Source organism: Arthrobacter sp. OV608 (assembly GCA_900110595.1).
In the GTDB taxonomy this organism is placed as follows: domain Bacteria; phylum Actinomycetota; class Actinomycetes; order Actinomycetales; family Micrococcaceae; genus Arthrobacter.
The window spans coordinates 130,940-156,518 of sequence record FOEZ01000011.1 but is presented as its reverse complement, the minus strand read 5'-3'; the positions used below and the strand labels follow the sequence as shown (position 1 = coordinate 156,518).

The 25,579-nt window shown below is 60.3% G+C and carries 25 protein-coding genes and 2 pseudogenes; 14 read left to right on the top strand and 13 right to left on the bottom strand.

Features of this window, described 5'->3' with window-relative positions; translation table 11 throughout:
- Positions 1-257: 257 nt before the first annotated feature.
- From BMX78_RS15245 to BMX78_RS15225, 5 genes are all read right to left on the bottom strand, one after another.
- Positions 258-1,049: an SDR family NAD(P)-dependent oxidoreductase gene (locus BMX78_RS15245; protein ID WP_091420844.1), complete on the bottom strand. Its 792-nt coding sequence runs from the start codon at positions 1,047-1,049 to the stop codon at positions 258-260.
- Positions 1,050-1,222: 173 nt separating this feature from the next.
- Positions 1,223-2,035: a sugar phosphate isomerase/epimerase family protein gene (locus tag BMX78_RS15240; protein ID WP_091420858.1), complete on the bottom strand. Its 813-nt coding sequence runs from the start codon at positions 2,033-2,035 to the stop codon at positions 1,223-1,225.
- A 186-nt stretch (positions 2,036-2,221) separates the two neighbouring features.
- A complete protein-coding gene (locus tag BMX78_RS15235; RefSeq protein WP_091420843.1) occupies positions 2,222-3,616 on the bottom strand; it encodes an MFS transporter in 1,395 nt (464 codons plus the stop codon).
- Positions 3,617-4,006: 390 nt separating this feature from the next.
- Positions 4,007-4,549 (bottom strand): P-loop nucleotide/nucleoside kinase family protein, encoded by a 543-nt coding sequence (locus tag BMX78_RS15230; protein WP_091420840.1) that lies wholly within the window; start codon positions 4,547-4,549, stop codon positions 4,007-4,009.
- A complete protein-coding gene (locus BMX78_RS15225; protein ID WP_091420838.1) occupies positions 4,549-5,196 on the bottom strand; it encodes a bifunctional 4-hydroxy-2-oxoglutarate aldolase/2-dehydro-3-deoxy-phosphogluconate aldolase in 648 nt (215 codons plus the stop codon). The genes BMX78_RS15230 and BMX78_RS15225 overlap by 1 nt, the downstream gene beginning before the upstream one ends.
- 147 nt (positions 5,197-5,343) lie before the next feature.
- Here BMX78_RS15225 and BMX78_RS15220 point away from each other — a divergent pair, with 147 nt between their 5' ends.
- From BMX78_RS15220 to BMX78_RS23715, 10 genes are all read left to right on the top strand, one after another.
- Positions 5,344-6,330, top strand: a complete 987-nt coding sequence (locus tag BMX78_RS15220; RefSeq protein WP_091420836.1) for a Gfo/Idh/MocA family protein — start codon at positions 5,344-5,346, stop codon at positions 6,328-6,330.
- Entirely contained in the window at positions 6,323-7,318 is a 996-nt protein-coding gene (locus BMX78_RS15215; protein WP_091420833.1) for a LacI family DNA-binding transcriptional regulator, read from the top strand. The genes BMX78_RS15220 and BMX78_RS15215 overlap by 8 nt, the downstream gene beginning before the upstream one ends.
- Positions 7,315-7,881: a VOC family protein gene (locus BMX78_RS15210; protein WP_091420831.1), complete on the top strand. Its 567-nt coding sequence runs from the start codon at positions 7,315-7,317 to the stop codon at positions 7,879-7,881. Before BMX78_RS15215 ends, BMX78_RS15210 begins: the two co-directional genes overlap by 4 nt.
- A 3-nt stretch (positions 7,882-7,884) precedes the next feature.
- Positions 7,885-8,784: a sugar phosphate isomerase/epimerase family protein gene (locus BMX78_RS15205; protein WP_091420829.1), complete on the top strand. Its 900-nt coding sequence runs from the start codon at positions 7,885-7,887 to the stop codon at positions 8,782-8,784.
- Positions 8,784-9,776 carry a Gfo/Idh/MocA family protein gene (locus BMX78_RS15200; RefSeq protein WP_091420826.1) on the top strand — a complete coding sequence of 331 codons (993 nt, stop codon included), beginning with the start codon at positions 8,784-8,786 and terminating at the stop codon, positions 9,774-9,776. The genes BMX78_RS15205 and BMX78_RS15200 overlap by 1 nt, the downstream gene beginning before the upstream one ends.
- A gap of 196 nt (positions 9,777-9,972) precedes the next feature.
- On the top strand, positions 9,973-11,148 hold the full coding sequence (locus BMX78_RS15195; RefSeq protein ID WP_286139050.1) for an MFS transporter: 1,176 nt from the start codon (positions 9,973-9,975) through the stop codon (positions 11,146-11,148).
- A gap of 235 nt (positions 11,149-11,383) precedes the next feature.
- Positions 11,384-12,355, top strand: coding sequence for a Gfo/Idh/MocA family protein (locus BMX78_RS15190; RefSeq protein WP_091420822.1), 972 nt, complete (start codon positions 11,384-11,386; stop codon positions 12,353-12,355).
- A gap of 134 nt (positions 12,356-12,489) precedes the next feature.
- Positions 12,490-13,239, top strand: a complete 750-nt coding sequence (locus tag BMX78_RS15185; protein ID WP_091420821.1) for an SDR family NAD(P)-dependent oxidoreductase — start codon at positions 12,490-12,492, stop codon at positions 13,237-13,239.
- A 182-nt stretch (positions 13,240-13,421) separates the two neighbouring features.
- Positions 13,422-13,886, top strand: coding sequence for a VOC family protein (locus BMX78_RS15180; protein WP_091420814.1), 465 nt, complete (start codon positions 13,422-13,424; stop codon positions 13,884-13,886).
- Between the two features lie 142 nt (positions 13,887-14,028).
- The gene (locus BMX78_RS23715) at positions 14,029-14,130 is read left to right on the top strand and encodes a hypothetical protein (protein WP_353615446.1); all 102 of its coding nucleotides are present in this window, start codon (positions 14,029-14,031) and stop codon (positions 14,128-14,130) included.
- A gap of 176 nt (positions 14,131-14,306) precedes the next feature.
- Here BMX78_RS23715 and BMX78_RS23710 read toward each other — a convergent pair.
- From BMX78_RS23710 to BMX78_RS15160, 5 genes and pseudogenes are all read right to left on the bottom strand, one after another.
- A pseudogene (locus BMX78_RS23710) lies at positions 14,307-14,510 on the bottom strand (IS110 family transposase); the annotation flags it as partial.
- A gap of 116 nt (positions 14,511-14,626) precedes the next feature.
- Positions 14,627-15,244: an IS110 family transposase gene (locus BMX78_RS23705; protein WP_353615444.1), complete on the bottom strand. Its 618-nt coding sequence runs from the start codon at positions 15,242-15,244 to the stop codon at positions 14,627-14,629.
- A 374-nt stretch (positions 15,245-15,618) separates the two neighbouring features.
- Positions 15,619-16,479, bottom strand: coding sequence for a carbohydrate ABC transporter permease (locus tag BMX78_RS15170; protein ID WP_139204988.1), 861 nt, complete (start codon positions 16,477-16,479; stop codon positions 15,619-15,621).
- Entirely contained in the window at positions 16,476-17,408 is a 933-nt protein-coding gene (locus tag BMX78_RS15165) for a carbohydrate ABC transporter permease (protein WP_286139048.1), read from the bottom strand. Before BMX78_RS15165 ends, BMX78_RS15170 begins: the two co-directional genes overlap by 4 nt.
- A gap of 48 nt (positions 17,409-17,456) precedes the next feature.
- Complete coding sequence (locus BMX78_RS15160) at positions 17,457-18,713, bottom strand: ABC transporter substrate-binding protein (protein ID WP_286139047.1); 1,257 nt, start codon at positions 18,711-18,713, stop codon at positions 17,457-17,459.
- A gap of 624 nt (positions 18,714-19,337) precedes the next feature.
- Here BMX78_RS15160 and BMX78_RS15155 point away from each other — a divergent pair.
- Positions 19,338-20,596 (top strand): annotated as a pseudogene (locus BMX78_RS15155) (IS256 family transposase).
- Between the two features lie 43 nt (positions 20,597-20,639).
- Here the strand turns inward: BMX78_RS15155 and BMX78_RS15150 are convergent.
- Positions 20,640-21,833: a DUF4192 domain-containing protein gene (locus tag BMX78_RS15150; RefSeq protein ID WP_286139046.1), complete on the bottom strand. Its 1,194-nt coding sequence runs from the start codon at positions 21,831-21,833 to the stop codon at positions 20,640-20,642.
- A gap of 418 nt (positions 21,834-22,251) precedes the next feature.
- Between BMX78_RS15150 and BMX78_RS15145 the strand changes: the two genes are divergently transcribed.
- The 3 genes from BMX78_RS15145 (at position 22,252) to BMX78_RS15135 (ending at position 23,118) form a co-directional block, all read left to right on the top strand.
- On the top strand, positions 22,252-22,455 hold the full coding sequence (locus BMX78_RS15145; RefSeq protein WP_091420808.1) for a hypothetical protein: 204 nt from the start codon (positions 22,252-22,254) through the stop codon (positions 22,453-22,455).
- Positions 22,456-22,546: 91 nt separating this feature from the next.
- On the top strand, positions 22,547-22,753 hold the full coding sequence (locus BMX78_RS15140) for a ribbon-helix-helix protein, CopG family (protein ID WP_286139045.1): 207 nt from the start codon (positions 22,547-22,549) through the stop codon (positions 22,751-22,753).
- Positions 22,750-23,118: a type II toxin-antitoxin system death-on-curing family toxin gene (locus tag BMX78_RS15135; RefSeq protein ID WP_091420806.1), complete on the top strand. Its 369-nt coding sequence runs from the start codon at positions 22,750-22,752 to the stop codon at positions 23,116-23,118. Before BMX78_RS15140 ends, BMX78_RS15135 begins: the two co-directional genes overlap by 4 nt.
- Before the next feature lie 755 nt (positions 23,119-23,873).
- Here BMX78_RS15135 and BMX78_RS15130 read toward each other — a convergent pair.
- Together BMX78_RS15130 and BMX78_RS15125 are read right to left on the bottom strand one after the other, a co-directional pair.
- Positions 23,874-24,419, bottom strand: a complete 546-nt coding sequence (locus tag BMX78_RS15130) for a variant leucine-rich repeat-containing protein (RefSeq protein WP_091420803.1) — start codon at positions 24,417-24,419, stop codon at positions 23,874-23,876.
- 2 nt (positions 24,420-24,421) lie between these two features.
- Positions 24,422-25,561 (bottom strand): FHA domain-containing protein, encoded by a 1,140-nt coding sequence (locus BMX78_RS15125; protein WP_091420800.1) that lies wholly within the window; start codon positions 25,559-25,561, stop codon positions 24,422-24,424.
- Between the last annotated feature and the right edge of the window lie 18 nt (positions 25,562-25,579).

Sequence of the window (25,579 nt, the reverse complement as noted above, 5' to 3'; positions counted from 1 at the left end):
GGCTACCGCAACCCTGCCAATTACAAAGCGGTTATTCTCTTGAGAAGTGCCGTCCTGACGGCGGCATGACACTTATCTCAGGGACCCGTTCCCCCACGAACCGCGAAGAGCCCTCAAAGCGCCTAAAGGGACTGGACCTCCACGATGAAAGCAAAACGTCAAGATTCGCCGCTCACTCACCGCGTAGATAGTTAGGTTTTTGATCAGTAGGGGTTCTCCAAACTCGCCGTTTGTCTTCGTGCGATACAGATCGGGCTTCAGGATTTGGAGCTGGGCCGGCCAGGAATATGGCTGAGAATAGACTTAGAGAAGCCACCATCAACACAGATATCTTGACCGGTGACATAACCCGAGAGCGGACTTAGAAGGAATTCGATCACGTTCGCAATGTCCATGGGATCGCCAATTCTTGCGAGCGGGATGATGTCTTCTCTTGCTTTTTTGATTTGGGGATCGGCGTACATTTTTTCGGTCATTCGTGTGTGGGTCATGCCGGGGGATACCACGTTTACACGGATTCCGTCTGGTGCCCATTCCAGCGCGAGTGTTTGGGCGAGCATGGTCAGTGCGGCCTTGGTCGGGCTGTAGGCTCCGGATCCGGCGTGTGGCTGTTGGCCGGACATTGAAGAGGTAAAACAGGCGGCACCGTGGGTTTGCTTCAAGTGCGGGTAGCTTGCTTTGGCTAGAAGCCAAGCTCCGCGGAGGTTAACGGAGAACATGTTGTCCCAGTCCTCAAGGGATACGTCGCAGATGGCTCCGGGGATTGCGATTCCGGCGTTTGCAACCAGTGCGTCCAGGCCACCGAATTCAGTTACCGCGGCCTCTACCAGTCGACCTGGTACTTCATGGTCACCGAGGTCGCCGGCCAAGGCGATGGCGGTACCGCCCATCTGCTCGATTGAACGAACGACTTCTTTTTGGCTGCTGTTTGCTTCGTGCCCAGCCACGGCAATCATCGGGTGCACACCCCGAGCCAGAGCCGCCTCTGCGATTCTCAAGCAGGTAGACGCGCCTATGCCGCTGCTTCCGCCACTGACCAGTGCTCTCATTGCACTCATTCCTTTTACTAGGGGTTTCACATGAAATCTTTTTGGACCGCAAAGGGTGACGATCAATCAAATTCTGTAAGACTGATGAGCTTTTCAGATTCACCTACGACGCGTGTCGGTAATATTATATTGGCAACAAGCATCTGCAAGTCGGCCGCACCTTTTACGCGCGGCTAATCTCCCAGATCCCAGCCTTGATTCTTGAGGTCCTGCATAGCCGTCTTGAATTCCTGCACCGGGTTCTCTTCACGAATGATCTCCAGAACTACGTTTTCGACGCCGCAGGTTTCTTTTACGGCCTTGCCTAGTCCATTCCAGTCGATTACTCCGGTACCGATTGGATCGTGGCCCCAGGTTTCGGTGCCCGTATCGGAAATATGGACAAGTCCAATCGCTTCGTGGTTGGAGAGCAGGCTATCCACGGGATCCTCTAGGATGTAGGCAGCGTTGGCGACGTCGTACACGATCTTGACTGCGTCGTCGTTGATGATGCTTACGACGCCCGCGAGGTCCTGGATGGTAGGCGTGAAGCAGTAGGGAGTGTTTTCGAAGAGCAGTCGCGTGCCGGCCTGCTTAGCCAGGGGGATGAGATTCTCCAGGCTCTCGTACATCCACCCGTAAACCCGATCGAGCGAAGGTGAAATCATTGGGCGTCGCGTGCCGGGGGAGATGACGACCTCGGGGACATCCCAAGCAGCGGCCAACTCGATCACCGACTTGATGTGGTCAACACTTTTGCGGCGCATGTTGGCGCCGGGGCTGGCCAGGTTAATGTCATATCCTCCGGCGTTCAGTGACCTGATTTTCGCACCGTATCCGTCGAGTCTCGCATAAGTTGCCGCGCGCTCCTGACTGGATATTTCATCCGGCCAGCAATGTGGTGAGCTGATTGGAACTTCAAAGGTTTCATACCCGTTGTCGACCAATTCGGCTATCGCATCAATTGCCGTAGATGACCATAGGTAGGAAAATGTATTAATAATCATTTGGTTCACTTGAAGGCATCCTCTCTGTTCTTCGCCTATGGGGAAAAGTGTTTCATTCATAACGCAATGTGCGTTGCTTCCTGCGCAGGGATCCTGGCCTTGGCTAGCCAGGCGGCTCGACGAGGCCCGGGGGCGCGCCCCTTCGTGCCCGGTCGAGCCGCCATGGGTTCCCAGGGATACGCGGGCCTACTGGGAACGCTTCGTCTCTTCGGTGCCCGACGGAGTGCTCACGAGCAGGTGCTCGCCTTCGAGGACCTCGGGGTCAGCAAGCGCCACGGTGGCACGGTCACCGCGGTTGCCGGTCTCCGGGAGCGTGGTGTACACGATGAGGCAGAGGGTGACGATGACTGTCATGTAGACCGCGACGAGCATTGGCTGTCCGGCGCCAACGAAGGCGGCGGCGATCAGTGGTGCAGTGCCGCCGAAGACGGCAATCACGATTTGGTGGGCGAAGCCGATGCCCGATACCCGTACCGCAGCTGGGAACAGTTCGGCCTGGATGGTCGGGTAGACGGACTGCCAGATACCCAGAACCACCCACCCCGACGCCGATACCAGAACGTACACGCCAAAGCCCGGCTGGTTCAGCAGCAGGAGCATGGGGTAGAAGAGAACGATCATGCCGATGGCACCGATGATGGGGAAGATTTTACGTCGGCCGAGTCGGTCCGAGAGCGCGCCGCAGGTCGGCACGATGATAACGAGCAAGGCCAGCCCGATGACGCTCCCGGCCAGAGTGGATGCCAGGTCCCGGCCGGTCGTCAGCTTGGCATAGGTGGGAAGGAAGGTAGCCCAGGTGTAGTAGGCCACAGCAGGGGCGGACAGTGCTGCTGCCTGCAGCAGCGCCTTCGGGTGTTCGCGGAGCAGGTCCATCAGGCGGGCCGGTGCGGACTTTTGATCGACGAGGGCAGTTGCCTCAAACTCAGGGGTCTCTTCTGCGCGGGCCCTCAAGATCAGGCCGACGACGCCGAGGATGCCGCCCACGACGAACGGGATTCGCCACCCAAAGGCGGCGAGGTCCGCTGGAGTAAATGCTGATGTCACCATTGCCGCGGCGCCGGTCGCTACGAGGGTGGCGAGGCCGCTCGCCATGTTGGTGAACGAACCGAACAGGCCCCTCCTGTTCGCGGGAGCGTGTTCCACCATGAATGCGATGGCGCTCTGCCCCTCACTACCGGCCGAGATGCCCTGGATAATGCGTGCAACCAGAAAGAGCGCAGGCGCCGCATAGCCGATGGTCGCAAATGAAGGTGTGAGGCCGATGATGAGCGAGCCGAGCGCCATCCCGGAGACGGACAGCGTCAGGATGAGCTTTCGGCCGAAACGGTCGGCCAGTGGAGAGATGATGATTCCGCTGAGCGGGCGTACAAAAAACCCAACCGCATAGGTGAGCAGTGCTGCGACAAGGGAAGCGAACGGGGAATCGCTTGGAAATATCTGCGATGAGAACACCGCTGCCAGCAGCCCGTAAATGTACCAGTCGTACCACTCCACGAAGTGGCCAATCGTGCCTGCCACTACGTTGCGGAAGCTGCGATCGGGCGCCTTCGGGCTGCCGAGGACTTCACTTGAGGTCTTCATTGAACTCTCCATATTTTCACGTTTGCTGCGAGGGGGTATTGAATTCCGAACACCTGAAGGGGTGTACGGGTCTCGCCCGGCTGTAACTCGGCTCGACGGACGACGGACGGCCATGACCAACAACTGGAGCAACGCCTCGGCGCTGCCTGACTTGCAGTGCAAATAGCTGGTCCAGCCGCCTTTATCTCCTAAATGAGATCGGTTGCTGAGATCGGTTGCAAGCAACGATACGGAGGAATTGTGATCCTTGTCAACGTTGCGTGTGCTCGCGGCCTGATTTCGAACATAGGCCTCGGCTTCGGGACAGACATGCAGGCCAAGGGGCGAGCCTCTGTCCGCCTCGTTGATCGTGCGCAAGTCCGCGCCGCTAATCTCCCAGGCCAGTTCACGTCAATCGACCTGAAGGGGCGCCTCATTGTTCAGGTCCTGGAAATCCACTCCGGACCAAGCGCACTCCAGGCTGCCGTATACCGACCAGTAGTCATCCCAGTGGGCAAGTTTCCACTGGTCTCGCTCCAGTCCGCGGCGGGTGAGACGCGTACGTAGAACGTCTTGAGGCACCCGGACTCGTATCACGGTTATCGCGGACGACGGCCACTGGAAGTCTTCTGCTGCACGAGTCAAATAGTCTGGGTCTCCGAAATAGGCTCCAAAGGGAGCATCAAGGACCACTGACCGGCCGAGACGCAAGTTTATCCCTGCCACGTCCATGAGAGTCTCGTACTCGAGGGGCAGCAAATTGGCGCGGTAGTAGTCGTTGGACTCGCGGTCGGTGGGATCCTGCCCGGTGGCGGTCAGTGTGAATTCAACGAAGCGGCCACTGACCCGGTCCTTGTCCAGGTACGCAGCTTCATGCCGTTGTGCTGTTTGCTGGGCAATCGTTGTTTTCCCTGAGCCTGCCGGACCGATGACAATGAAGACGCGGGGGGACATTATTTCCGGGCCTCTGCTACTGCTGACAGGAACTCCTTGGCGGCCTCCGTGACGCGGGAGAAGTCGCCATCGGGTTGCCATGCTTTTGTCACGTAGCTGCCCACGCCGACGCCTGCCACGCCCGCTGCGAACCATTCGCCCACGTTTTCCAGTGTTACGCCACCTGCGGGCATGATCGGCAGATGTGCCAGCGGAGCCAAGACGGACTTCGCGTAGGCGACTCCGCCGGCCTCGGTCGGGAAGAGCTTGAGGATGTCAGCGCCTGCCTCAGCGGAGTTGACGAGCTCGGTCGGTGTGTAGGCTCCGCTGATGGTTGGTATCTGATACCGGTTCGCGGTGCGGATCATCGCGGGGTTCAGTTGAGGGCTGACCAGGAACTGAGCGCCGGCCCGGATGCATTCGTACGCTGAGTGCTCGTCCAGCACTGTTCCGGCGCCGATTGCCACGCCGGCGGAGCCGTGTTTGGCGGCGAGCCGACGGATCACATCTACAGCCCCTGGAATGGAAAGCGTGATCTCGAGTGCACGAAAACCCCCTTCAATGGCAGCTTCTGCAACGCGTTCGGCAAGCTCCGCGTTCTCCAGCCGCACGATAAGGACGGCCCCTGACTCGCCGATGGTCTGCAGGGTGTGAAGTTTCTTATACATACTGGCCTCTCTCTGGCCGGGTATCTCTGCCTTCTTGAGCGGCCCGGCCCTTGCTGGTGTTTGGTTGTCGTTGACAAACTCTCCCACCATCCATACTGTTATTGCAACCGATCTCAGCAATCGATCTCATGCAAGGGGGTATTGCGGTTGACTCACGTACGCACAATCATTCTGGGTGCTTCCCATTGGCATGTTCCGCTTTGTGCGCAGGCTATTGCCCAAGAGCACGAGGTAATCGGAGTCGGTGATGACGACGTATCCCGCGTGCAGGTGCAGGACCTGGCCGAAGGCTGGGGGGCACCGGTTGAAGCGGATTGGCAGAAGCTGGTGGATCTTCCCGACGTCGGACTCGCCTATGTCTTCGGTCCCCATGAGGGTATGGCCGAAAAGTGTTTTGCCCTGATCGAGCGCGGTATTCCGTTCGTGGTGGAAAAGCCGTTGGGCACTTCCCTTGACGAGCTTTCCGCCGTGCGTCAAGCCGCCGAGGCAGCTGGCGTGCCTGCCACTGTCCCCCTGGTTCAGCGCGGCGGACCAACAGAGCAATGGCTTGCCAAGGCGGGCCGGCCCACTTACCAGCGAACCTCATTCATTGCTGGTCCACCATCCCGGTATCTCGCCAATGCCAATCCCTGGATGCTCGATCCGGTCAAGGCTGGTGGGGGCTGCCTGGCGAATTTGGGTCCACACTTTGTCGATCTGTTCCTCAGGGGCAGTGGTGAGACAGCAACACATGTGGACTCCCGGCTCTCATCGGTTCTTCACCACCAGGCTGTTGAGGATCATGCCAGTCTCATCATCACGACACCGGAAGGACGCGAAGCCATTGTGGAGGTTGGCTACGCATTCCCTGGTTCGCCGCTTAAGCGCTACTGCAGCTTTACCTCGGTCGGTGAGGCAGGATTCGCTTCCGTTGATTCGGACGGCACAGCTGCGTTCACTGCACTGGACGGCACCACGGAGGTCGACAAGATCAATGTGGATAGCGACCCTCTTTACGCTCCGTTCGTGCGGAGCGTCGCCCGGACGCTGGAAGATGGATTCCGGGGCCTGACCACGCTGGCCCAGCTCGAAAATGTCATGCGCCCCATTTGGCAGGCCTATGACGACCAGCAAGGAGGAAGACAACATGCCTGACTTGAGTATCGACGTCGTTGCAAAAGCTGCCGGTGTCCACCGTTCCACGGTCTCCCGGGCGTTTTCACGCCCCGAGGCGGTGAAGAGTGAAACACGCGAGCACATCCTTCGGGTCGCCGAGGGACTCGGCTACACGATGAGTCCACTCGCCCAGGCGCTCCGCCGAAAAACCAGCACCTTCATCCCGCTGATCGTCCCGGACATCACGAACCCGTTCTTCGCCGAACTTGCCAAGACGATGACGCAGGCAGCCGACGAGCGCGGCTACCAGCTGCTGCTCTGCGTCACCAACGGGGACCCGGCCAAAACCGACGGATACTTCACCGCCATGCAGGCCATGTATGCCCCCTTCGGGATCGTCGCGCCTTCCACAAAGGTCGATAGCGAGGCCCTGAAACGCTTCGACTTCGGCCACAAGGTTGTGGTGATCGACAGAGTGGAAGGGGATGATTCGGTTCCGACCGTCACCGTCGACAGCCGCCGCGGAATCATGCTCGCACTGGACCACCTGCACGCTCTGGGGCACACCTCGATCGGCTACGTATCCGGCATCGCCGGGACGCACACCGCCCAGGACCGGATGGACGCCTATCTGGAGCTCACGGCACAGAGCGGCAGCACACCCCTGGTGCTGGACAGCGGATCAGACCTGGATGCGGGGACGCGCGGAGCAGAGCATTTCCTGCAGATGGACAATCCGCCAACGGCCATCATTGCAGCCAATGACATGGTGGCCTTCGCCGTTATTTCGGCACTCGGCCGAGGCGGCGTACGGGTACCGGAAGACGTTTCGGTTATCGGCTTCGATGGTCTCGCTCTCGGTGCCCGGTTCAACCCCGCCCTGACAACCATCCAGCAGCCGATTGCCGACATGGGACACATCGCCATCGAACTTGCCGAGAAGCAGAACGCAGATGGCTCCGTGGACCATATCGTCCTCGAACCTCAGCTTCTGGTCCGCGGGTCCACCTCCGGACCACGCAAATGAGCGGGGGACAGGAGTCCACGCTCCGGCGTCTGCCAGGGCTTCAGCACACAGACCACGTCGGCCTGACGGTGCCCAATCTTGAAGACGGCATCCGGTTCTTCGTCGAAGTCCTCGGAGCTGAAGAGCTGTACCGCTCCGAACGCGGGCCCGACGAAGAATTCATGCCCACAAACTTCGAGGTCCCTGCAGATGCCAAGCTCACGCTCGCCATGCTGCGCCTGCCACCGAACCTCAACATCGAGCTTTTCGAGTGGAGCAGCGCTGATAGGCGCGATACCCCACCGCGGCATTGCGACGCCGGCGGGCACCACCTGTGCTTCGTCGTCGACGACGTCGATGCAGCGGTCGCAGTGCTGCAGAACACACCCGGGGTACGCGTGCTCGGAGAGCGCAAAGAAGTCGCCGGCGACAGCCCCCGGGTAGCCGGCAACCGCTGGACCTACTTCGTCACCCCTTGGGGATTGCTGATGGAAATCGTGGATCGAAGCCGCGTCGCATCCCCGCCCCGGCTGGTCGGTCCCGCGGACTGGACAGCAGCTCCAAACACTCCAGAAAGGACATGAACAATGCGGCTAGCCGGTCACACACTAGGCACCCCGGACCACACGGTTCCCCAAGCACTTGATCTATTCCGAGCCGCTGGGCTCGATGCCGCGGAAGTCATCTACCAGAATGACTACAAGTCTGGCTTGCCGTTAGGTGATCGTCGCGCCGCGATGGAGGCTCTAAAAGCGGCCGACGGCGCAGGCGTTCCCATCGTGGGTCTGACACCCTACACTACTGCCATCAACTCCCTGGACCACGTGGAATGGGGCAACGCAGTCAATGAATTCCGAGGCGCCATAGAGACCGCGCACCTGCTCGGCGCTGACAGGGTCCGAGTCTACGCCGGATCTTGGCACCCCGGCGATAACGACCACGCCGCGCGATGGGCAAAATTGCGTCAGGCATTGGAGACCCTGGCACCTGTTGCTGACCAGGCCGGGGTTCGACTCTGCGTGGAGAACCATTTTGGCACCATGACCCAGACCGCGGCGGACACCGCTGCCCTGGTCCGCGAAATAGCCCACCCGGCCGTCCGCGTTCTCTACGACCAGGCGAACCTCACATTCACCCACGACGAAAAGTACGACCAGGCCTTCGCTGCTCAAGGTGACCTGATCGGTCACGTTCACGTGAAGGACCTCGTCTTCACCGATCCCAATGCTGCCTTCCGCGCCACCGAAACCGCCCGAGTCGACGCATCCGAGCGGGCCGTCCGCTCCCGCGTCGTCGGAAGCGGCGTCGTTCCGTGGTCTCAGATTCTCGCTGCGTTGCTGCAGCATGGCTACGACGACGTGCTGAGCATCGAGCTCGAGTACCGCTGGCACCCGCAAGACCTCCCTGCGCCCGAGGACGGATTCAGGGAATCAGCTAATGTCCTGCGCTCAATGCTCGCTGATCTGGCTAAAGTAAGGAACGCCTGATGAACACCACCCGTCTCCGCGTCGGAGTTGTCGGCGCCGGCAACATCGCCACCATCGCCCAATTGCCCACCCTCGTACAACGCGACGACGTTGAATTGGCGGCCCTGGTGTCCCGGCGTGAGGATCCAGGCAACCTGGTCCGACGCTGGGGCTTCAACGCCGCCTACAAAACGATGGAGGACATGCTGGATTCGCAGGAGCTGGATGCCGTATTCGTGCTGACGCCACGCTCCGAGCACGCCCATGCCGTCCAGCTATGCCTCAGCCGTGACATCGACGTGTTCTGCGAAAAGCCTCTGGCACCAGCAACCGATGAAGCAGAACGCCTGGCAAATCTCGCCGACGAGCGGGGACGAATCCTGATGGTGGACTTCAACCGCCGCTACGCCCCCGTCTATACCGCCGGGCGGGAAGTCTTTGGCGCCAAAGGCGCCACCTTCTGCGTCGCCCAGAAAAACCGCCCCGGATCCGAATACCGTGCAACCTTCGAGAACGCCATCCACATGGTCGATCTCCTCCGCTGGTACTGCGGCGGCGAACCCGAACACGTCGCCGCCCACGCCGCCGGTGACGACCCCTGGGAAGAAGACGGCCTCGCAGCAACCATCCGCTTCAGCACCGGAAACACCGGCCTCCTGATGGCAGCCCGGACAGCCGGAGCCTGGAACGAAAAACTGGACGCCTACGGCGATGGAAAGACCGTCGAAGTCAGGGCACCCGAGACGGTTTCGACCACTGTCAAGGGCGTCACCACAGCGCGGGAACTCAGCGCCGAGGCCTATGGCTGGGCCACCGCGACAGACACCCTGGGATTTTCGGCCGCCGTTCACCACTTCCTGGACCGGGTGGCTGACCGGGCGCAGCCACTTACCTCCGGCCGGGAAGCCGTCCACACCCAACGCTTGCTCGACCGGATTCTCGCTGCCGCCGGTTTGCCGACTGAAGAGCAGGCCGGCCGTGAATGGGCCAGTCACGCAGTAAACGGAAGCTGACAACCAACCGAGCTCGCCCATTCTTCACTGCACCTGCAGTCCTTGATGTGAGCATCGTGGAACCGTGGCTCGAACAAACCTGATGACATACGGAGGTGCAGACATCGCTCCACTTCGCCTCCGTCAGGGCAGACCACACACCGGGGGAGCGAGAAGACAGCCTCTACGCGGCCGGCTCAGCGCGCTTGTTGGCATCTTGCTGGTCGCGTTCAGCGCCAGAGAAGCCGTTTCGGCTGTCTCTCCACTCCTTGGTCCAATAAGCCGGGACCTTCACCTCGATGCCGCAGCGACAGGGATCCTGGGGATGCTGCCGACCGCCGGTTTCGCACTGATGGGCTTCCTGACTCTGCCGCTCCTCCGGCGTATCCAGCTCGACCACCTGCTGCTGGTTTCGATCCTGCTGACAACATGTGGTCAGGTCGGCCGTGCGCTGGGATGGAACATCCCCGCATTCCTGGTGTTCACCATGATCGCCATGCTCGGGATCGGGCTGGTCAATGTTGTGATACCGCCGCTGCTGATGAAGTACTTTCCCGACAAGACCGGGATCCTCGCAGCGCTCCACATAACTCTGCTGGGCCTCAGCACGGCCGTGGCCGCCCAATCTGCCATACCCTTGGGCAACCTCTATGGCTGGCGGTTCTCCATCGGCATTTGGGCGGCCTTCAGCGCGGTCGCTGCGGTACCTTGGCTGATCCTTCTTATAGCCAAGCGGACTGTTGACCACTCCAAGACATCAGCCTCCAACGATCGGCTGTCTCCCCCCATGAGCGCGATCAAGCCCTGGAGATCATCAATTGGCTGGGGTGCTGCACTGATCTTCGCCGGTTGCTCAAGCAATACCTTTGCAGCGCTCACTTGGCTTCCGGTTGTTCTTCTCGACAGTGGAATGAGTCAGGAAACCGCTGGATCCATGCTGGCGCTCTATTCAATCCTCGCACTTCCCGTCGGCCTGATTGTGCCTCTGGTAGTGACGCGAATGCCTCGCCCGCTGCCCGTCGCAATCCTGTTTGTTGTCGCGTTCGCCATCGGCTACGGAGGCATTATCTTTGCTCCGCCAGCCTCTGCCGCGGTTTGGGTCGCCATCGCCGGACTTGGCCAAGGCGCGTACTCCTTCGCGTTCACGATGATCAATAAGCGAACACGAACGCAGACCGGATCAGGGGCCCTATCCGGGTTCTCCCAGGGAGTCGGCTACGCCCTCGCAAGCATGGGCCCCCTCGTTTTTGGTCTCCTGCATCATCCGGGGGACGGCTGGCTGCCATCGTTCGGCATGCTCGGAGCCTGGCTCCTGGTGCTTTCGGTCGGAGCCCTGATGCTCAACAAGCCACGCGTGCTCGAGGATGCCTCGCGGGAAACAGTCACGCACTAACGAAGCAAGAAGTTCTCCGCACCAAACCACAAACCCGCAAGAACCCCGCGCGGCCAACCGAGAACGTCGGACCGAACCCACTTAGATCCTTGACAGAGCCTTTTGCAAACCCTACGTTGGTTGCAACCGATCTCAGCAACCGATCTCATAAAATTCTGACCTGTACCCGATCACGAAGGAGCGACGTGATGACCAACTGGCTTATCTCCGGCCTGACCTCCTGTGGCGGCACATCATGACCCCGCGCGTGGCTGTCGTAGGAGCGGCCGGCTGGGCCGGGTCACGGCACGCGCGGGCGTTTGCCGCGACAGGTGCGAAGGTTGCCATCCTCGTCGAGAGGGACGAGCGCGGCTCGGCGCCGGCTCAGGAGCTGGGCGCACAATTGGTGCCCACTACTGCCGAACTCCGCCCCGAGGACGTGGACCTGGTCGTCGTTGCATTGCCCACCACCCTGCAACCGGTCATTTGCGCCGACCTGCTGAACAGGGGATGCCGTGTGCTGACTGAAAAGCCGGTGGCCGCAGATGCCGACGGTGCTGCCGTTCTGGCCGCCGCTTCCGGGGTGAACGACAGACTCATGGTCGGGTACAAGCTCCACCAACATCCCGCCGCAGAACTTGTCTCTCAATGGATCAGGAACAAGAACGTCATCGCCGTGTCTGTTCGTTCCGTCGCGCATAAACAAAAGGTTGACTCGTGGCGCGCTGACCCGAAGGAGGGCGGCGTCGCTGTAGTGAACGGCATTCACGCCATCGAATTAGTCTCATCATGGTTTGACGGCAACCCGAAAGTGCTGGCCAGCAGCGCCAGCAGCAGCCTCTATGGGTCGCTGGTGCCGGAGCACGTCGTTTCCACCCTCGAATTTCCTGAGGGCGTCGTCTTCAGCATGCAGAGCTACTGGTCTCCCTGGCAGGAGCCTCAAGGTCTCAACCAGGGCGACTGGAGTCTCACCGTCGATGTCCTGGCAAGTGACGGCCGGATGTTGTGGTCCAACGATTCCCTGCACGTGTGGGAGCGTGACGGTGGCCAGTACGAAAAAGCCTTTGACCCCTCGGACCTCTTCCTTCGCCAAGCAGAGGCGGCGCTGAAGTTCTGCACGGGTGGAATCCCGGCAGTCACCTTCGCCCAAGCACTCCGAGCTACAGAAATTGCCGATGCAGTCCTGGCAGCGGCGACGTCCCGCGCTGGGGATATCGTCTCCCCGTAGCATCTCCAAAACTTTGAACACCACGCGAACCGTCGACTGAACGACACAACGAAGGAACTAGACATGATGCCAGCAACTTACGCTCCGACCGCAGGAGAACCGCGGTGCAGCCGCCTCCAGAGGGGAGAGAACCGATGAGCCTCAAAGACCAGGTAGTTCTGGTGACCGGATCGAGCGGGGGAATCGGCGATGCTGCTGTCAGCGCATTCAAAGCTGCCGGCGCCGTCGTCATTGGCGCTGATCGTTCCCCCAAAGAGGACCAGGCCGTGGAGGCCTTCTATCCGCTCGACATCACCTCCGAGCAACAATGCGCAACGGTTGTCCAGGACATCAAAACCAGATTCGGCCGCATCGATGTCCTCGTCCAAGCAGCAGGAGTGCTCGGCACCACCCCCGACATCATGGATACAACCACTGAGGAATTCGACTCCATCCTGAGGATCAATGCCTCTGCAACGTTCTCGATGGTACGAGAGACAGCAAAGACGATGCTTGAGTCTGGCACGGCCGGCGCAATCGTGGTCTTATCCTCCGTCGCGGCCAAAGAAGCACGCCTCAATTACCTGCCTTACAACGCGAGCAAACTCGCAGTCCTGCACATCATGTGGTCATTTGCAGAATTGCTTGGGCCTCAAGGCATCTCCGTCAACGCCATCGCGCCGGGCCCGGTGAACACACCCATGTGGGCACAGTTCGCAAAAGATTCAGGCCCGGATGCGGTCGCCAACCGGGCGAAGCGGGCAGCCCAGCTGCCGATGCGCCGGTTTGCCGAACCCGACGAAGTCGCCCGCGCCATCCTTTTCCTGACCGATCCCGACAACCGCTACATCACCGGAGTTTCTCTCGATGTGGCCGGCGGAGCACACCTGGGAATAGGTACCTGAACCCCCTGCACAATGCCTCGCAATCACAGAGGTCCCGTCACAATGCTTTGGAAAGTGGCAACACGCGCGCGCGTACCCAGACGCCGGGAAAGTCCACCACGGACCCCTCACTGCTGCTCTGACGCCCTCATTGGGACGGAGCAAGCGAAGTTGAAGTTCTTAACCGATAAAAGGAGATAACGATGAAAACTGCAATCCGGCATCATCACACTGCCCTGCACGTAACGGACATCGAGCGCAGCGCACGGTTCTACGTGGAAGGACTCGGCCTGACCCGCGTGAAAGCCTGGACATCAGGCCCATACGTCGGCGAACTTTACGGCCGTCCTAACGTCAAGGTCCACGCACTCATGCTCACAACCGATGATGGGACCTTCAACCTGGAGTTGGTCCAGGTTGAGGATCCGCCACCCGCCGTTAACCCATCAGAGGCGCAGCCGGGGACCGCACATCTTGCCTTCACCGACATTGACGTACGCGAGGTTTATGCCAAAATGACCGCGCTCGGGTATAAGGCCCTGTCCGAGCCGGTCGCACCCGCCTCAGGCCCAGTTGCAGGAGGCCTCCTGATCTACATGCTCGATCCAGACGGAAATCGTGTGGAGCTGATTCAGACGCCCGACTGGCAGCCAAGCGACAATTCTTGAGCTATCCGCATCCGGGAAAGATGACCACGACGCGGGCCGGGGGCTTGTCAGAGTTTAGAGATTGCAGATCCGGCTAATACGAAAGTAAGGTTTGTCAGGCTAATACGAAAGTAAGGTTTGTCAGGCTGCGGTGGCTGGGGTGATGGTGACGTCGAAGCCGAGGCTGTTGAGTTTTTTGATGGCGTTGTTTTTGGTTTTGATTGGGTCCAGCCGGGTGAAGTGGTCCGCGCCGGGGTCGCTGTAGCATTCGCCGTCGGCGAGCAGGTGCCAGGCTGCCGTCAGGATGGAGTGTTCGATCGCGACGACGGCCTTCATGGGTCCTCGCCGTGCTGAGATGCGTCGGAATTTAGCGGCCAGATAGGTGTCCTTGCTCCGGGAAGCAGACAACGCTGCGGTGCCCAGGGCTGCTTTGAGATATTTGTTGCCGGGCAGGATGTGCGCGGATTTAATCCGGCCGGCGGATTCGTTGGAGCCGGGACAGACCCCGGTCCAGGATGCGAGCCGGCCCGGGGTTTCGAAGCGTGACATGTCCGCCCCGGTTTCGGCGATGATCACGTCGGCGACTTTGATCGAGACTCCGGGGATGGTGGCCAGGAATTCCCTGGCGGCACGAAAGGGTTCCATCGCTTCCTCTATCCGCCCGGTGAGCGCGTCGATGATGCGGGACTGGGCATCGATCTGGTCCAGGTGAAGCCGGGCCATAAAGGCATGGTGGGCCTTGAACCGGCCGGTCAGCGCGTTCACGAGCTCGGGAATTTTGGAGCGCAGGGTTCCCTTGGCGAGGCCTGCGAGGACCTCCGGGTCCCGTTCCCCGTTGATGAGGGCTTCGAGCATCGCCGGGAGGAGACCCCGGTCAGGTCCGAGACCACCGAGGAGAGCTTGATGCCCGAGCCTTCGAGGAACTTCTCCAGCCGCTGGATCTCCCGGGTCCGGTCCCGGGTGGCGATGGACCGTGCCCTGGTCAGGTCCCGCAGTTCACGGATGGGTTCGGGCGGGACGAACGAGGGCCGGAGCAGCCCGTGCGCTCCGAGTTGGGCAAGCCAGGCGGCGTCGGAAACGTCGGTTTTACGGCCCGGGATGTTCCGTGCGGCCTTGGCGTTGACCAGGATCACCGGCAAAGCGTCCTCCATCAGGTAGAAGAAGGGCTTCCAGTAATCGCTCGTTGCTTCCATCACCACCGTAGTCACGTGCTCGCGTTCCAGAACGTCCCGCAGCGCAAGGATCTGCCCGGTAGTCGCACCGCAGGTGGTGACCGTGGAAGTAAAGGTCCCGGCCCGTTGGCCTGGCAACCGGAGACAGACCTTCGCGTCTCGTTTGGAAATGTCCAAACCGGCAGCCCGCTCATGCACGATATCCATTGCTGCTCCTCCTGACACCTACTCGGCCTTGGTGACTTCTGCCACGGGGGAGGACAGGGAAATTCAGGAATCTAACACTCGTGCTTCAAACGCAACAATCCACGGTTCCCGTGGAAGTCCTCCGCGCCACGCTAGCTGGCAGGCTCAACTACAGCACCATAGACAAACCGGCGTCCACCGTGGCAGACACCACCATGATCATCCCAAACCCATAGCCCTGGCCAGAGCCCGGGCGAGGCGAGGGCCTACTTTCTCCCATCACGGAGCGACAGCGACGCGGGATCGCTAGCTGGTTTGAATGGGCCCGCCACATGACCGCCTGGAAGCGGTCATGTGGCGTGCTTTCTAGGTTGGCCCCAGAACTCTTGTTTCAGTTATCCCTTGACACCACCGGACGTCATCCCGGCAACAAACCAGCGCTGGAACGCCAGGAAGATTGAGAGGACTGGGATGAAAGCGACGACGATGAATGCGGCGAAGAGTCCCCAGAAGCTACCGAAGCCAGTGGTTATATAGCGCACGATGCCATTTTGGACGGTCTTCATGTCTTCTGTGGTGGCGAGGACGGTACCTACAAGGAAGTCGTTCCAAACAAACACGAAGATGAAGATTGCCACAGCAGCGATGCCGGGACGGATGAGCGGGAGGATGATTCGCCACAAGATCTGTATCCGGGAGCAGCCATCGATTGCGGCCGCTTCCTCAATCTCCACCGGGATGTTCTCGATGAAGTTGCGAAGAAACAGGATGGTTTGTCCACAAATGATCGCCGTATAGACGACGATCAGCATCGGGTAGGTATTGATGAGCGCGGTTTTGACGAACATGGAGTACAGGGCGATGAAGACGACGATCGCGGGAACCATCGACAGCACCAGGATCCCGGTCATCAGAGTTTCCATGCGGCGGCTGCGGTACCTGGTGGCGACATAGGCTGCAGGAATCGAAATTGCCAACGCGAGGGCGATCGAACCGCCAGCGTAAATGAGGGAGTTAACAAAGAATCGAATGTTCGTTGACGTCAGGAGGCCCGTATAGCCCTCGAATGAGATTGGGTCCGGAATCCATCGTGGCGGGAACTCGATGGTATCCGAGGCGGTTTTCAGCGAGGTGGACACGATCCATGCGACAGGCGGTAAAACGACCGCGGCTGAGAGGATGACGTAGGCCCAGGCCGGAACCGCCCGAAGGGCCGCGCCGACGCCGCCTCTACGACGCGGGGTTGTGGTGCTCACAGGCTTTCCTTCCGCCGGAAACGAATCGCGACAAGAGTGAGGACAATGTTGACGGCGAAAAGGAGGATGGCCGTTGCTGATGCCCCGGAGAGATCGAACTTGTCGAACATCTGGTTGTAGACCCGCATTGACAGGGTCTCGGTCGATCCGATGGGACCACCTCGTGTGGTCACCAGGATGATGGTGACCATCTGTACATAGAGCATGAGTAGAACGATCACCACGGAGACGATGGTGTTGCGTAGGTGAGGCAACGTGATGTTCAAGAATGCATGCCGGATGCCTCCGCCGTCCACCTTGAGGCTTTCGTACAATTCCCCTGGGACAGTTTGAAGGGCTCCGAGAAAGAGAAGCATGGCTTGCGGGTAGGACCACCACGCCGTCATCAGAGTGACGGCAACGAGCGCACTATTCGGGGACGAGAAGACATCAGTAGGACCGAACCCAAGGGATTTGGTGATAGCCGAGGCCGGCCCGTAATTGGGGTTGAGAAACCAAAGCCAGATTGTTCCCGCTGTGGCTTGGGACATCAGCCACGGCAATAGGAAGAGGCTGCGGACAGAGCGCTTGAAGCGATGCAGGTTATTCAACACAATCGCAGACAAAAGTCCGGCCGGCAAGGCAATAATCAATGCACCGAGCGAGAACACCAAGGTTGTCCAGATGCGACTGGGCAGGTCGGAGTCGGTGAACAGCCGGACAAAGGAATTGAGACCAGAGAATTTGCCGATCTGGTAATACGTAGTCTCGTGAAGCGCCGTCCACGCCGTGTAGATGAGCGGTCCCACAAAAACAAACAGGAAGACGGCGCTGACGGGGACGACGTATAACCAGACCATGCGGTCCCTGCGGGTCCGGCGGAAAGCTTGGACGCCTGCAGTTGGAGTGGCCCCCGGAGATGAAGTTCGGGTCGTGCTGTTTGTTGACATTATCTCTCCCTTCCGAAGGGGAGCCTGATTTCTCAGGCTCCCCGACGGCTACTTCTTGTTGGCCGCATCCTGGGCGGAACGGATAAAGTCGCTGCCCGATGAACCGTTAAGGGTCAGTTTTTGCCCGGCCTGGGAGAGACCAGTGGCAAGCGCGGTCCATGTGTTGGAATACGTGCGTGGTTCACTGTTGCTCTTGACGTAGGCGGCAATGTCATTGACGGTCTTTGCCTCGGGCGAGGAGAAGAAAGGTTGCTCATAGGTGCCGGCGCGCGTGGGTACCTCGCCACCGGTTGCCATGAGCGCCCCGGCTTCTGGGCCGGTCATGTACTCGATAAACTTCCAGGCCGCCTCAGTGTGTTTGCTGCCATTGCCTATCCCCAGGGTCCACCCAATGGTGGTGCCCGTGGTATCTCCGGTGCTTGCTTTCGGCAAGGCGGTCCACTTTAGATCCGGATTCTGGGAGGCATACGAAACTGCTCGTTCCGTGCCCATGATTGCCATCGCGACAGTACCGCTTGCCATGCCGTCAGCTACGGTGCCGTAAGTATCCGAAACGACGTTGCTGCCCAGAGCCTTTGCGTCCCGGAGCTTGGCAAGGAAGTTACCGAACTCTTCACCCTTGGCCGTCGCAAAATCTGCTTGCCCGTCTTTGTTCCAGATTTCTTGATCGACCTGGGTCATGAAGCAGTTAAAGAAGGTGCTGATGATGGCTGAGTTGTCGGTGTCCGAAAAGCCGGTTCCGAAGCCGGTGAACCCAGCGGCGGCAGCCTTTCGTGCAACGTCGACGACCTCATCGTAGGTGGTCGGAACTGCCGCGCCGATTTGAGAAAGGAGCTTCTGGTTGTAGTAGAGGGCACAGGTCCGATACTCATAGGGCACGGCGACCTGCTTGCCGTCAGGACCGGCAAGAGTGTCGGTTGGGCGCAGCCAGTCAGTCACCTTGGAGGCCGCATCAGGCAGCGGAGAGTAAACGCCGGCGGATGCCATCTGAGGAACGACGGGAGTGTACATCTTGAAGACGTCGGGAGCCTGGCCAGCTGCCGCAGCTTGCGGCAGCCTGTTCAACATATCGCCCAGTGAAACGACGGAGAGGTTGATCTTGATGTCCGGGTTCGCCGCCTCGAAGTTGGCGACGTTTTCCTTCAGGGCTTTAGAGCGCGGATTAGCTTGGCTGGGATCGAGGAAGTCCCAGTAATTGAGCGTCACCGGCCCCTCAGATTCCGGAGTTGAGGGGGAGCAGCCGCTGAGGGCAAGGCTGGCTACGACTGCTGTGGCGACTGCCAAGCCCCATCGCTTCTTGATCATGAATCTCTCCTGTTTGCTGGGTTGCTGGTGCGGGAGCATGCCGTACTCAAAACGACGCCCTGCAGAATGTCGGCCACCGAATGCTCTGGGATGAGCCATTCGATCATCGAGTCTCTCCTTTGAGATCGGTTGCATTTATTCTCACTGAGATCGGTTGCTGAGATCGGTTGCAATAAACATAGGGCCACCGGCAGGCTCTGTCAAGGATTAATGAACAGTGAATGCTGCGTGCTTGCACGGCAAGAGGTTGGCACGAATTGCGGCCCGGTCACGTTCGCAGATCCAGCGTGCAGAACGGCCGAATGCCCCCGCGAAGAAGACCAAAGTTGCCCACCAGCAGAGCTCCTCGGCGGATTCTGCCGAATCATTTACCCGGGCCTTTGTCGGTGTTCCCGCCGTCAACCGCGCGCTGACTCAACAGTTCTGACCCGCCGGAGTCCGGCGGGAAAAACACCACCAATAGCCCCCTTTTGAGGACACTCCCCCTGTTTCGAGAGCCGATAGCAAACCTTTTGTTAACCTGTGCCAACTCAGCCAGCGTGGAAGTGACTCGGGAGTGTCTGAATAACGGTGGATTCAGGGTTGGCCTGACACGCCGGCGTTGCCTGGCGGGGAGGACTGATCATGAGCGGAACCATGGATCCCATGGCGACTGATGTGGATCAGCAAGAGTTAGCGGAGCAGCTCCTGGCCCAGGTCAGGGCGCAGGGCATCGACCTCGTCGGGCCTGACGGGTTGTTGAACCGGCTTACGAAGAATGTCCTGGAGACCGCTTTGGAAGCGGAAAAGCGGAAATGGACGAACATCTCGGCTACGAAAAGCACGACGTGTCCGGGCGCGGGAGCGGGAACTCCCGCAACGGCACCCGCACGAAAACCGTGCCGACCGAGATCGGGCCCGTGGAGATCGACGTGCCGCGGGACACCGGCTCGACATTCGATCCGCAGATCATGAAAAAGCGGCAGCGCCGGCTGACCGGTGTTGACGAGATCGTGTTGTCGCTGAGCGCGAAAGGGCTCACGACCGGAGAGATCGCCGCGCACTTCACCGAAGTGTTTGGCGCCAGGGTCTCCAAGGACACCATCTCTCGGATCACCGAGAAGGTCATCGGGGAGATGACCGAATGGCAGAACCGGCCCCTGGACCGGGTCGACCCGGTGATGTTCATCGACGCGATCCACGTTAAGGTCCGCGACGGGCAGGTCACCAACCGGCCGGTCTACGTCGCGATCGGCCTCAGCGTCAACGGTGAACGGGACATCCTCGGGCTGTGGGCCGGGGACGGCGGCGAAGGGGCTAAGTTCTGGCTCTCGGTGCTGACCGACATCAAGAACCGGGGCGTGGAGGACGTCTGCATCACGGTCTGCGACGGGCTCAAGGGCCTGCCCGAGGTCATCACCACGGTCTGGCAGCTCGCTGTCGTCCAGACCTGCATCGTGCACCTGATCCGCAACACCTTCCGCTATGCACCCCGCCAATACTGGGACGAAATGTCCCGGGACCTGCGACCGGTCTACACGGCACCCTTAGAGGCCGCGGCGAAGGAGCGCTTCGTCGAGTTCTCCGGCAAATGGGGCAAGCAGTACCCGGCGCTCACCCGGCTGTGGGAGAACGCCTGGAGCGAGTTCGTGCCGTTCCTGGACTACGACGTCGAAATCCGGCGGGTCATCTGTAGCACCAACGCCATCGAATCCGTCAACGCCCGCTACCGGCGAGCTGTCAGGGCCAGAGGCCATTTCCCAACAGAGCAAGCCGCCCTGAATTGCCTCTAACCCGCCAGCCGGGCACTAGACCCCACAGGCAAAGGCAGGGCACGATGGGCCACACGATGGAAGCCGGCCCTGAACGCCTTCGCCATCAGCTTCGAGGGAAGAATCAACTAAATGCCAACCCTAGATCCACCGAAAATCGGACAGTCCCAGTGACTCACGGGAGGTCGAAGGGGAGTGATTTGTAGGCGGTGTCTTTGTTCATGTTCCAGCCTGCGACGAGGCCGGAGCCGATCATTTGGTCGCTGAGGCGGGCGAGTCGGTAGGCGGGGTCGGTGTCGAGGGCGAGTTGGAGGAATTGGTGTGCTTGGCTTCCTCTGCCTTCCCACCAGTTGATGTAGCCGATGGCTGTCAGGACGGGTGCTGCGTGTTCTGCGCTGGTGCGGGGGTAGGCGTGCAGAAGCAGTTGTTGTGCCCATTCGATGCGGGACCACTTCGGGGCGGCTTCGGTTTGAGCGAACAGGATCTGCTGCATGGGTTCGTCGACACCTGGGATGTCTGCGATGAGCCGGTCCCGGATCGCAGGGAACTGCAGGTTCGCGATCAGGACGTGGCAGTCAGCGTCGCTGGGGAAAGTGTTGGAGTCGAGCATGTCTGCCCAGAGTTTCCGGCCTTGCTGCAGCGCATCGTTGGCTGGTTGGGAGGCGATTGTGTTCATGTGGTGTTCGACGGCGGCCGCTTTGGCTGCTTCCTGGTTGGTGCTGGGGAGGGTGATCCGGTCGGTGGGTTCGATGTAGCTGCCGCGGTAGATGAATTCGGCGTTGATTGCGCTGGTTTGGGTGGAGTTGACGGGCAGGGCGAGGCTGGTGCCTGGTTCGCCGTCATAGGGGGAGAAGGTTTCGTCTCCGACGAAGAGTCCGTCCCGGATGGTGATGCCTTGTGCGGCGAGGACCCCGGTGAGCGCCGCGATGGTGCCGGCATGCGGTCTGGCCTGTCCGGGCTGAGGGATTTCGCTGGTGTAGATGGCAAAGATTATTGATGTGGCGGTGGTGTCGCTGGTGAGGTAGTGGGCGACGGTGCGTGCGTAGGGGAGTTCCTGCCCGGGTTGGCGGGGGAGGTCGATGCGGAGGGTGGCGCCGATGCTGTTCTCGTTCAGGGTGATGCAGACCAGGCTTTCCTGTGGCCAGAAGCCCAGGGTGTGTCCGATGAAGCTGAGGACATCTGATGGTGTGGTGATCGTGAGCTTTTCCATGTTCCCGTGTTTCCCTTCACCCTCGTGTTGTTGTGGCGTCTGCGGTTGTTGGTTGCGGGCGTCGTTCTGGTAGGGGACCATCCGCTGGGTTGAGGGGCCGGAGTGCAACTTGGGGAACCGGCGCCGGGGCGAAAACTTCAGCTCGAGCCGATGCTTCACCGTTCTGATGATGAAGTTTTCGGTTCGGGGTCGGCGCGGTAGCGCCCTGGTTGCGCGGAGGACCCGCCCAGCGATCATGGGACGTATCAGAATGACAAGCAGTTCGTACTTCTGCTTGTCCATCGACATCAAGTTGTCGGACGGCATGATTTAGCACGATAAGGCCGGCTCGGTTCGGAACACTCGGCGCGATAAGTGGATCGGCGTGAGCGTCGTTCCACAAAGGTGGGTCGTCAGCGGATTTTAGTACCCAAATGTCTATGGAGGTGTGAGCCGAATCTGTCAAGGCAAAGAAGAACCGCATCCCGTCGTTGCGGGCTTCGGTCTTCGATTGAACGCTGCGGGGGCGAAAATCGGGGTGTGGACATCTTCGGTACTTCCAGGGGTAGGGTTTGCCCTAGCCGACGAAGAGGTCACCATGAGCTACAAATTTCGAACTGTCCGGGTTCGCGGTACCGAGCTGGTTGGAACAATCGCGAGGAAGCACGGGAGTGCGGCTGAAATCTACGAAACGTCCAAAGACCTGAGCACATCAGTAGTTCCTGTGTTCTTCGAGGCAACGGGGGAGATCCGTTTTTTCGACAGGTCAGTGCTGGAGGACGTTGTGGCACCAGCCAGTTAGCCCGCCCAGGCAAACCGGGGCGGCCACGCCGCGAAGAGATGCAACGAGTTACCCTAAACGCCGGATGGTACTGGTTCGGTACCATTGGTGCATGGCTATGAATCTGCGTGTCCCGGAAGATCTCGATCGTCGTCTGGACCAACTTGCCGCCGAGGAACATACCTCGAAGTCGGCTTTGCTGCTGCAGGGTGCGGAGTTGGTGCTCCAGCGTCACCGGCGCACTCGCGAGATCGGTGAGGGTCTGGAGTTCGTGATGAGCCATGACGCCGAGCTTTTGACGCGCCTTGAGGATGCGTGACCGAGTACCTCGAGATTGAAGACGCGTTGCAGGTCGTTGACCGGTACGGGTTCCATATCCGGGATATCGGTCTGCTGGCCGCGGCTCTGGCCCGTCCGGCAACGATAGTCATGGGTGTGGAAGCCTATCCGCAGTTGGCGATGAAGGCGGCGGCCTTGATGGAGTCAGTGGCGCGCTTCCAGCCGCTGATCGACGGCAACAAACGCACAGCGTGGACACTGATGGTTTTGATGCTCTGGATCAACGGTCACCGGCATGACTTCAGCACCGATGCGGCATTTGATCTCATCGTCGGGGTCACCGCCGGTGATGTCTCACTTGAAGTCAGCGGCGGGTTGATTGGCAAACATCTCATCAGGCGCTAGCTAACGGTTCGGGTTGCGGTTGGGCCATTTCCGGACGCGTCATCCTGTGAGGCGGGGCCGGCCCGTTCAAGGGACGCCTGAATGGAGGCGGCAGGGACCATAAGGTCCCGGAAGCTGACCAGGACGCGAAGGTAGATCAGGCTCTTTATGGCGTCTCGTGGTTGGGAAATGGTGTGTGGACAATGTCCACATATAGGGCATCAAATCGGGTCGTATAGCCCTCGCACTGCTTCGGATTCCGCATGTTTTCGGGAGTTCCCAGCGTTAGCAAGGCGCCGAATGCAGTTCGAGTCCCACCTCGGGCACGACGTTTTGCCTCGTCAGAGGTGAATTTGCTTTAACGTGTGTACAAAGCTTGATTCGCGTCGCTCTGACGGGTTGGTGTGCAGGCTGTGGCCGGGCCGCCGCGTGGCCTGGTCAGATGTGTGGGTGGCGGGTTCAAGTCCCTGGCTGGTGGGCCTTCCGCCTGCTGCGACTGGCTTCTAGCGCTTCCTCGTTCCGGTTCTGTCAGGTAAGCCCGGGTTGGCCTACACCTATTCATGTCGCGGTGGATTGGGAACGACATGACTGTTCCGCACCTGCTCTACGCACGGCGGCGGGCGCGGCCTAAAGAACCACCCGAGAGGGCGGCCTGTGTACTTTTGTCCTCTCAAATGGCGCGTGTACAGTGTCCACACTTATGTCTGCTTTTACGCGTCAAGGATTCAGGGCGTGGCGGAAATACTGCACTTCGCCGAACCCGGCTTTGCCCACTCCTAGGTGGGATCCCGTGATTCGAGCAGACGCCGCGCGGCGACGGCTGCCTTAACCTCGGTGCTACCATACTGGTTCAACCATTCCAGCAGGGCGGGGTAGGCCGAGGGGTGCTGCGCAATCTCGGCCCAGCGGCCGTGATCCCGTTGTGCGAGTTGCATAAGTTCGGTCGAGGACAGGTTCGTAGGGATGCTCTGGGTCGACTCAGTGGGCATCCCATTGACGGACAGGTCGGTATGTGCCTCTGGCTCCGACTGGCTCATGCTGTGGCCCTGTTGGCCCACTTGAAGGGAAGTTTGTCCGCGCACCGCTTTGCCCATCACGGCGACGACGCTCAGGAGGGCGATGACAGGTGCGACCATGACGACGCCCGGATAGCGGAAGGCGGGGATGCTTGCCAGGAGCAGCGACAGGAACACGAGTCCACCGCCAATGGCGCCGGCAGTAAAGCGAGTACGGGGAGCGATCCCCTCGACCGGTGCGATGACGATGACGAGGGTGATGAGTCCTGACACCAGCATCAGGACGTCGTAGATGCTCCAGTACACGCCTACTTCCCCCTCAGCTTTACGGCAAATTCGCCGAAGGCTACGCGCCAGCCGTCGCCAGCCGGTATTCGGTTCCCTGCCGTGCCGGTAATCGTTTCGCCGGCGGGATTTGTCAATGTTGTGCCGTTTGTGGAGTGCAGGTCGGTGATCCAGACCAGTCCGTCACGGACTTGAAGCATCGCATGTGTTTTGGATACGGACTTTGTGGTGTCCGTCAGGCTGATTGCTGTGGCTCCCGGCGCGTCTGCGGGGGGCAATGGGTTGCGCCCCACGACGACAACTTCACTAATGTCGACTTTCCGTCCGTCCGGTAGTTCCATGGTCCAGCGCAAGGTCGTGCCGGTCCCGGCCCGCCTTGTTGCGTCGAGGTCTTCGTCTTCGTGAAGGTCCTGGAAGTCCATGGGCTGCGGTTCTGACGTCGCCACGACAGCGGGGGTGGCAGCCATGGAGTCCGCCGGACGGCTGTAGCCGGGGACTGCGGTGACCATCCCAAGCGACGTCGCGGGCGCCGCATGCACGGTTGCCGGGTGCAGGGACGACGATGCCGCTGCTGTCTGGATTGAGGGGGAATATGACGGAGCGCGGGGCGGCTCTGCCGGGCGGAGGTTTTCGGGGGCCGGTGGCGGTGGGGGCGGCGGTACAAAAGTCTGCATGGGGGCGGCCGGTGCCGGCGGCGCTTCCGCTCCGGTCCCGGAAGTTTCAGCACCTGCGACTTCGACTCCCTCTCTGATGCAGACGCGGGCGGACGGATCCGCGGCACGGACCTGGTCGCCGAGGTTGCGGGCGAACTGCAGGTAGGTGTGGTGCGCGACCATCCGCTTGGTTGATACGGGGATGAAGCCCCCAACTGTCTGCTGGTTGGTCATGTACCACTCGATGCGGGTGGTGGCGAAGGTGACTCCGGCTCGTTCCTCGAAGTCCAGGAAGAACACCATGAGTTTGTTGAAGGAGATCAGGTAGTCGTTGATTCTGAATTCGATCTGACGGTCGCTGGATCGTGTGGAGACGACCCGCTGTTTGCCTTTGAGCAGATCGCCTGTGCTTTCCTGAGCGGCGCGCTGGGCCATATTGGCTACCTGTTCGATCGACAAGGAAGTTTCAATGTCGACGCCGTTCCAGGCGTATTTGTGTGGCTTGCCCATGGGCGGTTTTGCTTCCTT